Annotated in this window: 12 protein-coding genes; all 12 read right to left on the bottom strand. The window is 51.4% G+C overall.

What is annotated here, in order from left to right:
* Positions 1-94: 94 nt before the first annotated feature.
* The 12 genes from QU597_RS26450 to QU597_RS26505 all read right to left on the bottom strand — a co-directional run bounded on the left by QU597_RS26450 (position 95) and on the right by QU597_RS26505 (position 15,953).
* On the bottom strand, positions 95-1,330 hold the full coding sequence (locus tag QU597_RS26450) for an argininosuccinate synthase (RefSeq protein ID WP_054942246.1): 1,236 nt from the start codon (positions 1,328-1,330) through the stop codon (positions 95-97).
* 716 nt (positions 1,331-2,046) lie between these two features.
* On the bottom strand, positions 2,047-3,015 hold the full coding sequence (gene argF / locus QU597_RS26455; RefSeq protein WP_310830484.1) for an ornithine carbamoyltransferase: 969 nt from the start codon (positions 3,013-3,015) through the stop codon (positions 2,047-2,049).
* Positions 3,012-4,298 carry an aspartate aminotransferase family protein gene (locus QU597_RS26460; protein WP_310830485.1) on the bottom strand — a complete coding sequence of 429 codons (1,287 nt, stop codon included), beginning with the start codon at positions 4,296-4,298 and terminating at the stop codon, positions 3,012-3,014. The genes argF and QU597_RS26460 overlap by 4 nt, the downstream gene beginning before the upstream one ends.
* Positions 4,299-4,397: 99 nt before the next feature.
* The gene (gene argB, locus QU597_RS26465; protein WP_310830486.1) at positions 4,398-5,201 is read right to left on the bottom strand and encodes an acetylglutamate kinase; all 804 of its coding nucleotides are present in this window, start codon (positions 5,199-5,201) and stop codon (positions 4,398-4,400) included.
* 40 nt (positions 5,202-5,241) lie between these two features.
* Positions 5,242-6,474 carry a bifunctional ornithine acetyltransferase/N-acetylglutamate synthase gene (argJ, locus tag QU597_RS26470; protein ID WP_310830487.1) on the bottom strand — a complete coding sequence of 411 codons (1,233 nt, stop codon included), beginning with the start codon at positions 6,472-6,474 and terminating at the stop codon, positions 5,242-5,244.
* Between the two features lie 21 nt (positions 6,475-6,495).
* Complete coding sequence (gene argC / locus QU597_RS26475) at positions 6,496-7,545, bottom strand: N-acetyl-gamma-glutamyl-phosphate reductase (protein WP_310830488.1); 1,050 nt, start codon at positions 7,543-7,545, stop codon at positions 6,496-6,498.
* A 158-nt stretch (positions 7,546-7,703) separates the two neighbouring features.
* The gene (locus QU597_RS26480) at positions 7,704-8,588 is read right to left on the bottom strand and encodes a YitT family protein (protein ID WP_310830490.1); all 885 of its coding nucleotides are present in this window, start codon (positions 8,586-8,588) and stop codon (positions 7,704-7,706) included.
* Between the two features lie 98 nt (positions 8,589-8,686).
* A protein-coding gene (gene prfB, locus QU597_RS26485) for a peptide chain release factor 2 (RefSeq protein ID WP_370656216.1) occupies positions 8,687-9,821 on the bottom strand; the annotation gives its coding sequence in 2 pieces (ribosomal slippage) (positions 8,687-9,727 and positions 9,729-9,821; 1,134 coding nt in all).
* Between the two features lie 402 nt (positions 9,822-10,223).
* Entirely contained in the window at positions 10,224-12,731 is a 2,508-nt protein-coding gene (secA, locus tag QU597_RS26490; RefSeq protein WP_310830492.1) for a preprotein translocase subunit SecA, read from the bottom strand.
* A 295-nt stretch (positions 12,732-13,026) separates the two neighbouring features.
* Positions 13,027-13,578 (bottom strand): ribosome hibernation-promoting factor, HPF/YfiA family, encoded by a 552-nt coding sequence (gene hpf / locus QU597_RS26495; RefSeq protein WP_236334898.1) that lies wholly within the window; start codon positions 13,576-13,578, stop codon positions 13,027-13,029.
* 255 nt (positions 13,579-13,833) lie between these two features.
* Positions 13,834-15,258 carry an S-layer homology domain-containing protein gene (locus tag QU597_RS26500; RefSeq protein ID WP_310830493.1) on the bottom strand — a complete coding sequence of 475 codons (1,425 nt, stop codon included), beginning with the start codon at positions 15,256-15,258 and terminating at the stop codon, positions 13,834-13,836.
* Between the two features lie 497 nt (positions 15,259-15,755).
* Positions 15,756-15,953, bottom strand: coding sequence for a cold shock domain-containing protein (locus QU597_RS26505; RefSeq protein ID WP_019915069.1), 198 nt, complete (start codon positions 15,951-15,953; stop codon positions 15,756-15,758).
* Positions 15,954-16,021 lie beyond the last annotated feature (68 nt).

Genomic DNA, 16,021 nt, shown 5'->3' on the forward strand with positions numbered 1-16,021 from the left:
ATAGAAGGGCCGCTCCTGTCCTGACGGAGGAACGGCCTTCTAGTGTCCGCTTATATGATATGCTGCTATAAAACCGCCGAGCGGCTAAAATAATCTACTTATTCGATTCTGCCACACCCGCAGAAACCTTTAGACGCAGTGCATTCAGGCGGATAAAGCCTGTCGCATCACCCTGGTCATACGCCTGGGTCGGATCTGCTTCCATCGTCGCGATGTCCGGATTGTACAGGCTGACCGGAGATTTCACGCCGGCACCGATAATGTTGCCTTTGTACAGCTTCACGCGAACCGTACCGGTTACGTTCTTCTGGCTCTCGTTCACCAGTGCCTGCAGCGCAAGACGCTCAGGAGCGAACCAGAAGCCGTTATATACTAACGTACTGTAACGGGTAATCAGGCTGTCACGCAGGTTCATTACTTCACGGTCCATCGTGATGGATTCCATTTTGCGGTGAGCGGTGAACAGAATGGTTCCGCCTGGAGTCTCGTACACGCCGCGGCTCTTCATGCCGACAAAACGGTTCTCGACCATGTCCACACGTCCGATACCGTGCTTGCCACCCAGCTCATTCAGCTTCTCCATCACCTGCAGCGGAGTCAACGCTTCACCGTTCAGCGCCACACAGTTGCCTTTCAGAAAGTCCAGCTCCAGGTATTCCGCTTCATCCGGAGCATCCTCCGGAGCATTACTGAGCAGGAACATCTCTTTGTTCTCCGGTGCGCTTGGATCAAACCACGGATCTTCCAGCACGCCGCTCTCATAGCTGATGTGCAGCAGATTGCGGTCCATCGAATACGGCTTCGCCGCCGATGCCTGCACCGGAATGCCATTGGCTTCAGCGTAGGCAATCATTTCCGCACGGCCCGGGAACTGGTTGCGGAACTCTTCCAGCCGCCAAGGTGCAATCACCTTGATGCTTGGCGACAATGCCGCCGCATTCAGCTCGAAGCGGACCTGGTCATTCCCTTTGCCGGTTGCGCCATGGGCAATCGCTGTAGCGCCTTCGGCGATGGCAATGTCCACCATACGCTTAGCGATCAGCGGACGGGCAATGCTTGTTCCGAGCAGGTATTGGCCTTCATACAGCGCACCCGACTGGAACATCGGATAGATGAAGTCATTCGCGAACTCGTCGCGCAGATCGTCGATGTAGACCTTCGATGCGCCGGTCGCCAGCGCTTTTTCCTCCAGGCCGTCAAGCTCTTCCTTCTGGCCAATATCGGCGGTGAAGGCAATAATCTCCGCATCATAGGTTTCTTTGAGCCATTTCAGGATGACTGAGGTATCCAGTCCGCCGGAATAGGCGAGTACGATTTTTTCTTTTGCCATGGGGGTGCAACTTCCTTTCGGTGTGGGGGTATAGGATCAACATTGGTAAAAGAGTATAGCTCCGGTGCCCGGACGCAGGCTGCGTGAAGGTTTGGACTTCCGGCCGCTGATATCATTGAATCAATTACTGTGTAGATCGAATCAGAGACTTTTCTATTTTGGGATTAGCTGTGACTCCAGAGAATGTTTGGACTTCCAGCCGCTGTTGTCTTCAGATTTCCTAATTCGAACCGTTTATAGCGGTAGAAATCCGAAGACAAAGGCGGACGCTACCGCTCTTACAGTTCCAAAATTCCCTTCCGCCACTTTTCCCTTAATATTCTTTTTCAAATTCGATCTAAGCAGCTATAGTATGAATTCAATGATAAAGGCGGACGCTGCCGCTCCTCCAGTTCCAAACTTCACTCCGCTGCTTAGCACCGGATCAACAACTTTAAAAGCCATGTTCATCCTATATAGTGATTTATATAGTATTAGACCAGACATCTTAGTTGGAATTACTCCACCTAAATCCAGGTTTGACCGTAATATCTACGTTATAGGTGGAATTTCCCCACTTATTTCCGTCTACATGCCACTTTGGTGATACTTTCCGAAAAATTAAGTGGAGATTATCCAACTAGAATTTCAGTTTAGGTGGATGAGCGGAAATTAAGCGGATAAATTCCAATTAATCATATATTAGTTAGCTAAAAAAGTAGCAGACCTGCCTCAGCTTAGCCCATCAACGCAGCCATCAGCGCTTTTTGCGCATGCAGGCGGTTCTCAGCCTGGTTGAAGATGACCGAGTTCGGGCCGTCGATCACGCCGGTGCTGACCTCTTCCTCCCGGTGGGCCGGCAGACAGTGCAGGAACAGGTAGTCGCTTTTCGCGCCTTTTACCAGTTCTTCATTGACCTGATAGTCCTTGAATGCCGCTTCACGCGCCAGCTGCTCGGCTTCAAAGCCCATGCTCGCCCATACATCTGTGTAGATCACGTCAGCATCCTGTACCGCTTCCTGCGGGCTGCGTGTGATGACGATGTTCGCGCCTGTCTCCTTGCCAATTTCACGCGCCTCGGCAACTACAGCAGGGTCAGGCTCATAGCCTTCCGGTCCGGCAATCGAGACATGCACGCCCAGCTTGGCCCCGCCGATCAGCAGGGAATGCGCCATGTTGTTGCCGTCGCCGATGTAGGCTAGCTTCAGGCCTTTGAGCTTGCCTTTATGCTCATAGACCGTCTGATAGTCGGCCAGCACCTGGCACGGATGCGCCAGATCGCTCAAGCCGTTGATTACGGGAACGGAAGCGAAGCGGGCCAGCTCCTCCACCTTATCATGACCGAAGGTACGGATCATGATGCCGTCGAGATAACGGGACATAACCTGTGCTGTGTCGCCAACCGTTTCTCCGCGTCCAAGCTGGATGTCATTTTTGCTGAGGAACAGCGCATGACCGCCAAGCTGAAACATTCCGACCTCGAAGGATACGCGTGTGCGGGTCGAGGATTTTTCAAAAATCAGTCCAATCGTCTTACCCTTCAGCGGCTGGTAGACCTCACCGTTCTTTTGCTTCTGCTTCAGCTCTATAGCCAGATCAATCAGATACGTGATTTCCTCCGGACTATAGTCGTTCAGCTCCAGCAAATCACGGCCTTTGAGCTGCTGTGCGATAGTCGCCTTATCGCTGTGTACTCCCTGGCTCATGAATGTTCCTCCCCGTTTCCTTTGTTAGCATAAGTATGAATGAGCTGAACAAGAATGTCCACCGCCTGGCGGATCTCATCAACACTCACATATAGATTAGGCAGCAGCCGGATAACGTTCGGTCCGGCCTGTACAAACAACAGTCCCTGCTTCTGTCCAGCCAGTACAATATCCCCTACCGGCTCTGCACACTCGATCCCGATCAAGAGGCCTTTGCCGCGTATTTCCTTTACAAAAGGCGTATCCGCCAGCTGCTCTCTCAGCAGTCCGCGCAGGAACTCGCCCATCTCCTCGGCACGCTGCGGCAGCCCGTCTTCGAGCATTGTCTCGATCGTGGCTTCCATCACCGCTGCAGCCAGCGGCGTGCCGCCGAAGGTGCTGGCGTGGCTGCCCGGGCTGAATGCTTCACGCAGATATCCTTTTCCGAGCATTACACCTGCCGGGAATCCGCTGGCTACCCCTTTGGCCAAGGTGAAGATGTCCGGCTCAATGCCGTAATGCTGATGCGCAAACAGCTTGCCTGTACGGCCCATGCCGGTCTGCACTTCATCCACAATCAACAGCAGGCCGTGCTCTTTGCACAGCTCGACTACAGCATCCAGGAACTCCTGCTGGACTTCCAGCACGCCGCCTTCGGCCAGGATCATCTCCAGCATGATCGCTGCAGTATTATCCGTAATCGCTGCTTTTAATGCCGGCAGATCATGCAGAGGTACGGTCTTGAAGCCCTCAGGAAGCGGCAGGAAGCCTTCTTTAACCTTTTGCTGCCCGGTCGCCGTCAGCGTCGCCAAGGTACGTCCATGGAACGACTGCTCAAACGTAATGATTTCATAGCGGCCCGTTCCCTTCACCTTCTGGTGATAACGGCGCGCCAGTTTGATCGCGGCTTCATTCGCCTCTGCTCCGCTGTTGCAAAAGAATACCTGATCCGCACAGCTGTTGCCCGTAAGCAGCGCAGCTACCCGGTCCTGCCCCGGAATGTGGAACAGGTTCGAGACATGCCACAGTGTATCAATCTGTGCTTTCAGCTTCGCGCCGACCTTCTCGGGAGCGTGGCCCAGACTCGTCACTGCGAGTCCGCACATGAAGTCGAGGTACTTGTTGCCCTGATCATCCCAGACCCAGCTGCCTTTGCCCTTGACCAGACTAAGATCATATCTGGCGTAGGACGGGAATACCGCACTCAGCTTGGCAGGAGCAGCCTCCTGAGCCTCCGGTTGCACTGAACGGTTATCCGCCGCCCCTGTCAAAGAATCCTTTTCCGCTTGCGATAGCTCACTCATTCTTAGTCACTCTCCCACCATGCTGCTTCCGGTAAACCGGCAGCGCTCTAATTTTGGTAATGCCCGCCCTCCGACTTGTCTCCACTCTATCTTAACAAACTACGAACGGATAATTCTCGTGCCCAGCTTCTCCCCGCGCAACACGCGGCTAAGCACCTGAGGCTCCTTGCCGTCTACGATAACAACCTCGGACACGCTGCCCTGGATGCAGTCCATAGCGGCACGCACTTTAGGGATCATTCCGCCGTAAATTTCACCGCTGGCAATTAATTCTTCGATCTCTGTCACTGTCACCGACGGAAGCACGACCTTCTGACCATCAATGGTCCGCATAATTCCCGGAACATCCGTAACCACAATCATGGAAGGCGACTCTACAAAAGAAGCCACCGCCCCTGCCGCCGTATCCGCATTAATATTGTAACGCTGCCCCCCGGCATCTACACCTATAGGTGCAATAACAGGGATGTAGCCAAGTGCGAGAATGCCCTTTACGATCTCCGCTTTAACCTCGGTGACCTCTCCGACCTGTCCTACTTCATCGCTGTTGGCTACGGGCCGCGCTGTAATCAGATTACCGTCAACACCGGACAAGCCGAGAGCCTGCCCGCCACTTCCCTGGATTCTTCGGACAATCGCCTTATTGATGCTTCCCGCGAGCGTCATCTCTACGACATCCAGCACTTCTTCCGTCGTCACCCGCAGACCGTTCACGAAACTGCTCTCAATCCCAAGCTTCGCCAGATTGCCGGAAATCGCCGGCCCCCCGCCGTGCACGATTACAGGCTGAACCCCGCTGCTCTGCAGTTCTCTTAAATCCTCGAAAAAAGAATCAGGCAGCGTAGCCAGCGTACTCCCGCCGCATTTCATTACGAACAGCTTCTCAATCTTTTGATCCGTCATTATCTCGTTACCCTCCTTATGAACTTATGCCGGCCGCCCGTCAGGTTCGGTATGCAGCATTAATACGCACATAATCATAAGTGAGGTCGCAGCCCCAGGCTGTAGCTTTACCGCTGCCGTCAGACAGAGTCACGGTAATCAGCACCGTATCGGTCTTTTGCAAATAGTGAAGAGCCTTCTCTTCATCAAAAGCGACCGGACGCGACTGGCGCAGCACCTCGATCCCGCCGAGCGTAATATCCACCTTCTCCGGCGATACCGGAACCCCGGCGCGTCCCACCGCAGCAATAATCCGTCCCCAGTTGGCATCCGCACCAAAAATCGCCGATTTCACCAGACTTGAGCCGACCACCGTCTTGGCAATTGCGGCTGCAGCTTCATCATGTACTGCTCCGCTGATCTGGACCTCAATCAGTTTCGTCGCCCCTTCACCGTCACGGGCAATCGCCTTCGCCAGATGCTGGCACACATGCGTAAATGCAGCGGCAAAAGCATCCCAGTCCGGATGCAGCCGTGTGAGCTTCTCATTACCGGCCAGCCCGCTGGCCATCGTCACCAGCATATCATTCGTGCTTGTATCTCCATCCACAGTAATCATATTAAAGGTAGTATTGGTAGCCGTTCGCAGCAGACGAAGCAGGTCTTCTCCCTCAATCACAGCATCCGTTGTCATGAAGCCCAGCATCGTTGCCATATTCGGATGAATCATCCCCGAGCCTTTGGCTGCTCCGGCAATCGTCACTTCTTCTCCGCCGACGAGCACTTTGACGCAGCATTCTTTTTTCACCAGATCCGTTGTCAAAATCGCCTGGCAGAACTCCTCTGCGCCCGAAGCACCGCCATCCAGCTTCTCCGGCAGTCCGGCAATTCCGCTGCGTACACGATCCATCTTCAGCAATTCGCCGATCACACCTGTCGAAGCGACAGCAACATCCTGCTCGTTCACACCTAAGGCGCTGGCAGCGGCAGCACGCATCTCATAAGCATCCGCTTCCCCTTGATCACCCGTACAGGCATTGGCATTCCCGCTGTTCACGATTACAGCCTGCAGCGTACCATTCGCCAGACTTTCCCGCGTTACTTTGAGCGGCGCTGCCTGAAATACATTGGTCGTGTACACTGCTGCAGCCGTTGCCGGAACTTCGCACAGAATGGCCGCCAGGTCGTTGCGCTCGGTTTTTTTGAGGCCGCAGTGCAGCCCTCCGGAGGTGAAGCCCTTTGGTGCAGTAATGCTTCCGCCTTCTACGACGGTGTATGCTTTGTTCTCGCTCATTGTATGTTTAACCTCTGACCCTTACGGATACACTGGTGTGTAACCAAGGCCGCGGGTTTCCTCCCATCCCATCATCAAATTCAGGTTCTGAATCGCTTGACCGGCTGCGCCCTTAACGATGTTGTCAATGACGGACACAATGGTTACCCGACCTGTACGGGCATCTGTGGAGAAGCCGATATCGCAATAGTTCGAGCCGCTGACCTCTTTGGTCGCCGGAAGCACTCCAGTCTCACGGATCCGCACAAAAGATCTGCCTGCATAATACTTACGGTATAATTCCACAAAATCCTGCTCGCTATAATCCCCGTTCATCCCCGCATACATCGTGCTCATGATCCCCCGGGTCATCGGCACCAGATGCGTAGTGAACGTCACGGTTACTTTTTCACCAGAAATATCGGTGAGCACCTGTTCAATCTCCGGAATATGCTGATGCTTGTTAACCTTATAGGCTTTGAAGTTCTCATTGACCTCGGCAAAATGAACTCCAAGATTCGCTCCCCGGCCTGATCCTGAAACGCCCGACTTTGCATCAATAATAAGGGTCTCCGGCTTAATCCAGCCTGCTTCAACCGCAGGGATCAGCCCAAGCAGCGTAGCTGTCGGATAACAGCCGGGATTGGAGATGAAATCGGCACCTGCCGCACGTTCACCATACACTTCGCATAAGCCGTAGACCGCCTGCTCCAGATAAGCTTCGGGCGGAGCCGTATGTTTATACCATTGTTCATATTCCGCGCCGTCCTTCAACCGGAAATCACCGGACAGATCGACGACCTTCAGACCTGCTTCCAGCAGCTGCGGCACCAGCTTACCACTAACACCTGACGGCGTTGCTGTGAAAACAACATCCGCTCTGCCGGCGATTTCAGCCGGATCTACACCGTCCAGCTTGCGCTCCACGATCCCCGTCAAATGCGGAAACCCGAGTTCGATAGGCTCTCCCGCGCTTGATGAGGAGATTACGGAGGTAATCTCTATATCCGGATGGTTCTGCAGCAGCCTGATCAGCTCTACGCCCCCATATCCTGTCGATCCAACAATCGCTGCTCTCAGCTTGCCTCCCACTGTCATCCCCGCTTTCTGACTATTTCTTCAATGCATACCGTCCTGCAAATATGTATTATTATACGACCGAATTAATATAAATACAACACGTTGCGTTAACTTTCTTGAAGAGCCTAATTGTAAAAAAAAGAGAAGCGCAAGCCTCTCCTATGGAGATTCTACGCTTCTCTTTTAAACCCTTCACCCAGTACCTCGTGGGCTTCAGTAATAATAACGAACGCACCCGGATCCACGGAACGGACAATTGCTTTTAGCCGGGTAATCTCATTCTGGCCGACTACCACCATCAGCACTGTACGGTTGTCACCCGTATAACCGCCTTGCGCATTCAGCTTCGTCAGCCCGCGGTCCAGATCATTCAGAATCGCCTGCGAGATTTCTTCGGTCTGATCCGAAATAATATATGCCACTTTAGTTACACTAAAGCCCATTTCCAGCGCATTAATTACTCTGCCGGTCACAAACAATCCTATCAGCGCATACATGGCCTGCTCCATCCCCAGCACAAAGGCCGCCAGTGTGATGACCGTACCATCCAGCAGCACTACTGACAGTGAGAAGCTGAAGCCGGTGATTTTCTGAATAATCTGCGCCAAAATCGTCAGTCCGCCAGTCGATCCGCGCCCGCGGAACACCAGTCCCAGCCCCAATCCCACAGCAATCCCCCCATAAATGGAGGCCAGCAGCGGATTGGTCGTCGGAACCGGACCATCCTTGGTCAGATAGATAAAGAGCGGCAGCACAAAGCTGCCCAGCAGGGAGCGCATGCCGTACTGCTTGCCGAGGAAAATAACACCCAAGATGAACAGCGGAATATTCAGTGCCCACTGGGTAAACGCCGGCTCCGCGCTAAACCAGGCCTCTGCAAGTACGGACAAGCCGGACACCCCGCCCGATGCGATCCGGTTCGGCAGAAAGAAGAGATTGAATCCCAGTCCCGTAATCAGCGAGCCGATTAGAATTAACGCTACATCCACCGTATGGCGCAGCGGCCCGTTCAGTGGAATCAGCGGGGGTTTGTTGCGTGAATTAACTTTTTGCATATCTAGCTTCTCCTTAAGATGTAATTGGGGCATCATGGGGCTAATCCATTTCAAAAAAAATCCCTACACCTCCGAAGACGCGTAGGAATACAGTTTGCTTATTCAACTTCAGTCTTAATCTGGCTGCGCAAATATCCGTCAATAAACGGATTCAGATCGCCATCCATTACCGCTCCTGTGTTCCCGGTTTCCACGGAAGTACGGTGATCCTTTACCATGCTATAGGGATGGAACACATAAGAGCGAATCTGGCTGCCCCAGGCAATGTCAGATTGCTCGCCGCGAATCTCATCCAGCTGCTGCTGCTGTTCCTGTATTTTCTTCTCGTACAGCTTAGAACGCAGCATTTTCATCGCCTGTTCCCGGTTCTTGATCTGCGAGCGTTCATTCTGGCAGGTTACCACTACGCCTGACGGCAAGTGGGTAATCCGCACCGCTGAGTCCGTGGTATTAATGTGCTGACCGCCCGCGCCGCTGGCCCGGTATGTATCGATCTTCAGATCCTCTGTACGGATCTCCACATCGACATCATCGGTAATCTCAGGAACCACATCACACGACACGAATGAGGTATGGCGTCTTCCGGAAGAATCGAACGGCGAGATACGCACCAGCCGGTGTACACCTTTTTCAGCCTTCAAATAACCGTAAGCGTTGAAGCCCTTGATCAGCAGCGTGACACTCTTGATGCCCGCTTCGTCGCCCGGCAAGTAGTCGAGCACCTCAACCTTGAAGCCGTTTTTTTCGGCCCAGCGGGTATACATGCGCAGTAGCATTTGTCCCCAGTCCTGGGACTCCGTTCCGCCCGCACCCGGATGCAGCTCCAGAATAGCATTTAGCTTGTCATACGGCTGATTAAGCAGCAATTGGAGCTCAAAGTCATCAACTTTGCCGGCTACAGCGCGGATAGTTCCGGCAACCTCTGCCGCTAGCTCTTCGTCGCCTTCTTCATCTGCTAGCTCTGCCATCATTGCGGCATCATCATACTCCTGCTGCAGCTTCTCAAACTGGTCCACGGAGGATTTCACCGCATTCATTTCACCGATGACACCCTGCGCTTTCTCGGGATCATCCCAGAAGCCGGGCGCAGCCATCTTCTCTTCAAAGTTCGCAATCATCTCAAGCTTAAGGTCTAAGTCAAAGAGACCCCCTAAGGTTGGTTAGTTTCTTGCCTATTTCACGCAGATCCTGCTTTACGTTGGAATCGATCAATGGGATCACTTCACCTTTCATAATAAAATGCTGGGCCGGGCCGCTGGGTTGGAGTTCGTTAACTACTGGTTAATAGAGCGCCGCATGCTGCTTGCTCCTCAATTCTGCACCTGGCGTCTTCCGTAACTGCGGGAATGTTCGGACTTCCGGCCGCTGTTGTCTGCAGATTTCTTTTATTAAACCGCATTGGCGGTTGAAATCCGCAGACAAAGGCGGACGCTGACGCTCCTCCAGTTCCAAACTTCCCCTCCGTTACTCTAGCCTGTGCTTAAATTTAATATCAAATCCACATGCTCTGCTCGAACTCAGCAGAATATCCCAAAACTCCAAAAAAAACGGCCGGGCCGCAAACGGGGTGTCCCCCGGGCCCAGCCGCTTTTTATTGTCATTATAAACCTAAAGAATTAACACAATTCTTATATCTTATGCGTTCTGGCCGTGGCAGTTCTTGTACTTCTTGCCGCTGCCGCACGGGCAAGGGTCGTTGCGGCCGATAGCAGCCTCAACATGCACAGGACGTTTCTCAACCGGCTCAGCGTTGGTGGAGATTTTGTCCTCCTCCACTACCGACTGCCGCTCCTGATTCGTTTCGATGTGCGCCTTCATAATATAAGTAGCGACTTCTTCCTGAATATTGGCAGTCATGGCGTTGAACATCTCAAAGCCCTCAAACTGATATTCACGCAGCGGATCAGTACCACCGTAAGCGCGAAGGTGAATCCCTTGACGGAGCTGATCCATTGCGTCAATATGATCCATCCATTTGCTGTCTACGGAACGAAGCACGATAACCTTCTCGAATTCGCGTACCAGCTCAGAGCCGAGACGCTCTTCGCGTTCGGAATACTTCTGCATCACACGATCGAAAATGTATTCGACGATTTCTTCAACTTCCTTGCCCCAGAGATCGTCACGGGTCAGGGCACCTTCATCCAGCAGCTTGCTGTTCACATAATCAGCAACCTCTTGAAGCTCCCAGTTTTCCGGAATATCATCACTGCAGTGTGCGCGTACCACACGGTCAATGACCGGCTGGATCATTTCTGTTACGACATCTTTGATATTATCGGATTCAAGAATTTCACGGCGCTGTTTGTAGATAATCTCGCGCTGCTGATTCATTACATCATCATATTGCAGTACGACTTTGCGGATATCAAAGTTATTGCCTTCCACCCGCTTCTGGGCAGATTCAACGGCACGGGTAATCATGCGGCTCTCGATCGGCTGATCTTCTTCAAATCCGAGACGGTCCATCATATTGAGAACATTGTCCGCGCCGAAACGCTTCATGAGCTCATCGCCGAGGGACAAATAGAACTGAGTTGAACCCGGGTCGCCCTGGCGTCCCGCACGTCCGCGCAGCTGGTTATCAATCCGGCGGGATTCATGGCGTTCCGTACCAATGATATGCAGACCGCCGAGATCTGTTACACCTTCACCCAGCACAATATCGGTACCGCGGCCAGCCATGTTCGTAGCGATTGTTACGGTTCCCGGTTGTCCGGCATGCGATATAATCTCAGCTTCAGATTCATGATGTTTAGCATTCAGCACTTGGTGTCTTACACCTTTACGCTTCAGCATTTCCGATACGCGTTCGGAATTCTCAATCGATACGGTACCAACCAGCACCGGCTGATTTTTCTTGTGGCGTTCAACGATCTCTGCTACCACCGCGTTAAATTTGCCGTTCTCGCTCTTGTAGACCACGTCAGGCATATCCACACGCTGGTTCGGCTTGTTCGTAGGAACCTGCAGAACTTCAAGACCGTAGATTTTTTTGAATTCTTCTTCTTCCGTCTTCGCAGTACCTGTCATACCGCCAAGCTTGCGGTACATCCGGAAATAGTTCTGGAAGGTGATTGTAGCCAGCGTCATACTCTCGTTCTGTACCTCAATCTCTTCCTTCGCTTCGATCGCCTGGTGCAGCCCGTCGCTGTAACGGCGTCCAGCCATCAACCGGCCCGTAAATTCATCGACGATGACAACCTCATCACCATTCACTACATAGTCTACATCACGGCGCATAATTACATTAGCCTTGAGTGCCTGGACGATATGATGATTAAGTGTCACATGACTATGATCATAAAGGTTCTCAACACCAAAAGCGCGTTCAGCCGTAGCGACGCCTTTCTCTGTCAAAGCCACCGATTTCACTTTAATATCTACTGTATAGTCCTCTTCAGCAGTCAGCTTCTTCACGAAGCGGTCTGCAGCATAATACAGTTCTGTCGATTTCTCGGCTTGTCCGGAAATAATAAGCGGAGTCCGCGCTTCATCGATTAGAATGGAGTCAACTTCATCAATAATACAGAAATATAGCGGGCGCTGAACCATTTGCTCCTTATAGAGCACCATGTTGTCACGCAAGTAGTCAAAGCCGAATTCATTGTTGGTGCCGTACGTAATATCGCAGGCATAGGCTTGTTGTTTATCAGCATGGTCCATGCCGTTCAGGTTCACCCCAACCGTCATGCCCAGGAAGTTATAAATTTGTGCCATTTGCGCACTGTCGCGCTGTGCCAAATAATCATTTACCGTTACGACATGCACACCCTTACCGAGCAATGCATTCAAGTAGACCGGCAATGTCCCTACCAGTGTCTTACCTTCACCTGTTTTCATCTCGGAGATCCGGCCTTCATGCAGCGCCATACCTCCAACTAGCTGTACGTCAAAATGCCGCATGCCCAGCGTCCGTTTGGAAGCTTCGCGTACGGTTGCAAATGCCTCAGGAAGAATTTCCTCGAGGGTCTCGCCTTTTTCGATCCGGGCACGGAATTCTTCGGTCTTAGCCTTGAGCGCTTCATCCGAGAGCGCTACGAAGTCCGGCTCCATCGCATTAATTACTTCGACCGTCTTCATCAGACGTTTGACATCGCGTTCATTGGTGTCACCGAATATTTTCTTTACAAGTCCTAGCATGGTTAACCCCTTTCATGCAACACAGATGGTGGAATCGAGCCCATCCTCACTAATATTGAAAGGGCCATATATTATTTCGATTCCGCTGCTTCATAAATTGTAACAGTTTGTAAGAGAAGCCGCAATACGAGTAGCTGTAACCTTATTTGGCAAAATATAAGAAGCTGAGCTTTCTTCCCCTTTATATACGCACAAGAGCCCTATTCGCTGAAGCGAATAGGGGCTCGGTTAATTGTCTTAGTCATACTGAAGCGAAGAAAACATTCCCAGTATCTACGTTTGAGTATTTACAGGTCTAGTTCTGTTCGATCAGGCCGTACTTCCCATCATTCCGTTTGTAAACAACACTTACTTCAGAAGTGTCAATGTTGGAGAATACAAAGAAATTATGTCCAACCATGTTCATTTGCAGAATCGCTTCCTCGACATCCATAGGCTTCAAGGTGAAGCGCTTGTTCCGCACAACTTCCAAATCATCATAATCCTGTTCCTCTACAGCAACAGCACTTGGGGATCCTTCCACAAACAGGGTCTTCAGACTGCCTTCCTGGCGGAACTTACGATTGAGTTTGGTCTTATGCTTGCGAATTTGACGTTCCAGCTTGTCCACGACAGCATCAATAGAAGCATACATATCGTCGCTGCGATCCTCGGCACGAAGCGTAACACCCGCCAGTGGAATGGTTACTTCCACCGTATGAAGGCCACGAACAACGCCAAGCGTCACAAATCCTTCTGAGGTAGGGGGTGCATCGAAATACTTCTCAAGTCTGCTGAGCTTCTTATCAACATAGTCTCTCAAAGCGTCGGTCACTTCAATTTGTTGACCTCGAATGCTGAATTGCATGGGCACTCCTCCTTTGTTTACGTTCTCATTATACCAAATTGTCAGGCCTAAGTAAAAAGCAATTCATTACAGACTTTACATTTACCTTACATATGTCCAACTTTCTTTTATTTTACAAACAGAAAGTCCGGAAAGGGCAATCCTTTTTCCCTTATCCGGACCTAGTCTGGCTGATAGTATTATTCCTGATACCCTTAAATATAATCAAATCCTGCTTACCGCGTATTCATTCCCTCACAACCGCCATTATAATGGCTACTTGGTATGAATACGCAGAATTTCTACGGGCGACAATGAGCTGCCACTGCCTGTTACAATGTATACTTTATATGCGGTGTTAGCAGTAAGGCCGCTCAGGGTCAGTGTTTGTCTAACGCCTGGCGCAGGAGCTGGAGTAATATTACCCGTCCAAGGTGACGTCAGCAGAACGCCGCTGCTATTTTGACCGGCTGCAACCTGCGCTGCGCTAGGATCGGTAGCATTAGCCGGCAGTACAACATATCTTACTGGGGCAGATGCGCCTCCCGTATGACCGTAAGATACATAGACATCGGCAGTTACAGTACCCATGGAGCCCGGACTAAGCTCTGTAATCGCCGTAGCACCGCTTGGGGCTGTAGTCAAACGCAGAGTTGACACGGCCGACCAGCTTCCTACAGAATCCGAAAGCGCGATATAAGCCGCATACTGGGTGTTAGCCTGCAATCCATAGACGGAGAAAGCTACAGTCGTATTACCGGTTGCTGCTACTTTTCCATAGTTTACTCCTGCAGTTCCTGTGCTGGTCAGGCCGTTCCGGATCTGCAGGGTGCTTGGCACTGCCGTAGTACTGCTATAAGGGGCGACCACATAATATACTGCGCCCGTCACCGACGGTGTCAGATATACGTCTGCCGTAACCGAACCGACATGCCCATAAGTAACATTGCTAACCGATGGTGCAGTGGTTCCTCCACCTCCACCTCCACCGCCGCTTCCTCCACCAGTTGTGCTTGTAGGCGTTGGTGTTGGGGTTGGTGTAGCTGATGGAGTAGGTGTAGGCGTCGCCGGATTACCTGAACCGCTCGGCTTGTTAGCCGCTGAGTTCCCTATAATACCTACCGCCTCAGCTCTTGTCAGTGGTCTCTTAGGCCCGAAGGTTCCATCCGGGTAACCGTTAATGATGTTCTTAGCGGCCGCGGCTGCGACTGCACCTTTAGCCCATGAAGCAATTTGGGCACTGTCCTTGAACGTAAGTGAGGTGTTGCTGGTATTCAAGCTAAGGAGCTTGGCTGTAATTACTGCAGCTTCCTGACGGGTAAGCGGACTGGACGAGCGGAATGTATTGTTCTCATATCCGCCGATGTATCCGGCTTTTACGGCTTTTGCCACTTCACTATAAGCCCAGTTGGAGCTCTTTAGATCTTTGAACGCAATAGATGCTGTTTCCGTGAACCCAAACAGGCGATTCACCAGGGCAACATATTCCCCGCGGGTGATGGGCTTATTCGGTTTTACAGTGCCGTCAGCATACCCTTGCAAATAACCCTTGTTGAGCCAATCCTGCAGTTGGTTTTGTGCCCAGTGCCCTTGAATGTCCTTGGCAGCCGGTGCTGCTGATACACTACCCAAAGCTCCGAACAACATGCTAACCCCAAGCAAACCAGTCATCAAACCGCGCAATGCTTTCTTCATCTTCATTCTGCTGTCCATCCTCCTAATAGTTTGTGAGCATAGCCTGCCGATTAGTATCGTACAAAAGCGACACTGGAAGCGTATGCTTAAAATTGGTGAGCCTCCGCTTTGTAAAAACACTTGTCCAAAACCTGCTTCGGAAGCATACTGTTAGTTCTGTCAGCTTAGGCAGTATGAATAACTCAGGAACGCTTACTTTGAAACCATTATCCGTTGTACATGGGCTTTAGCATCACTATACATCTATCGCTAATTACATCATTTTCAACTATACGCCTAAGCTGCGATTAGTCTGCATCGAGGCAAGAACGTAGGCCCAACATCTTTAATTACCCAGATTTTGCATTACTCTAACATAAATATGGAAATTCATGTTAGCTTTTCGCTTTTCACACCCTTTTCCGTACAACAAAAAAAGACCTTGGGAAAATCCCAAGGTCTGTGCTAGCGTAGTCTCAATTGCTAACCATCTACCATATATGTAGGTCGGCTGCGCCGGATGATTATAATTTGATGACGTTAGCTGCTTGTGGTCCGCGTGCGCCTTCTACGATATCAAACTCAACGGATTGACCTTCGTCCAAAGTCTTGAAACCGTCAGTTTGGATTGCGGAGAAGTGTACAAATACGTCGCCACCGTCGGCAGTTTCGATGAAACCATAACCTTTTTCTGCGTTAAACCATTTAACTTTACCTTCCATTGATTAAACATTCCCTTCGTCATCAGATGAACGTGAGTCTTGCTCACAACTCGACTATACCACCGCTG

This window comes from Paenibacillus pedocola (assembly GCF_031599675.1).
Taxonomy (GTDB): domain Bacteria; phylum Bacillota; class Bacilli; order Paenibacillales; family Paenibacillaceae; genus Paenibacillus_AQ; species Paenibacillus_AQ pedocola.

Bases quoted from the DNA above. Each gene is read 5' to 3' on its own strand.
- QU597_RS26450 (WP_054942246.1), bottom strand. From the start codon at position 1,330: ATGGCAAAAGAAAAAATCGTACTCGCCTATTCCGGCGGACTGGATACC.
- argF (WP_310830484.1), bottom strand. From the start codon at position 3,015: ATGAGCCAGGGAGTACACAGCGATAAGGCGACTATCGCACAGCAGCTC.
- QU597_RS26460 (WP_310830485.1), bottom strand. From the start codon at position 4,298: ATGAGTGAGCTATCGCAAGCGGAAAAGGATTCTTTGACAGGGGCGGCG.
- argB (WP_310830486.1), bottom strand. From the start codon at position 5,201: ATGACGGATCAAAAGATTGAGAAGCTGTTCGTAATGAAATGCGGCGGG.
- argJ (WP_310830487.1), bottom strand. From the start codon at position 6,474: ATGAGCGAGAACAAAGCATACACCGTCGTAGAAGGCGGAAGCATTACT.
- QU597_RS26480 (WP_310830490.1), bottom strand. From the start codon at position 8,588: ATGCAAAAAGTTAATTCACGCAACAAACCCCCGCTGATTCCACTGAAC.
- secA (WP_310830492.1), bottom strand. From the start codon at position 12,731: ATGCTAGGACTTGTAAAGAAAATATTCGGTGACACCAATGAACGCGAT.
- hpf (WP_236334898.1), bottom strand. From the start codon at position 13,578: ATGCAATTCAGCATTCGAGGTCAACAAATTGAAGTGACCGACGCTTTG.
- QU597_RS26500 (WP_310830493.1), bottom strand. From the start codon at position 15,258: ATGAAGATGAAGAAAGCATTGCGCGGTTTGATGACTGGTTTGCTTGGG.
- QU597_RS26505 (WP_019915069.1), bottom strand. From the start codon at position 15,953: ATGGAAGGTAAAGTTAAATGGTTTAACGCAGAAAAAGGTTATGGTTTC.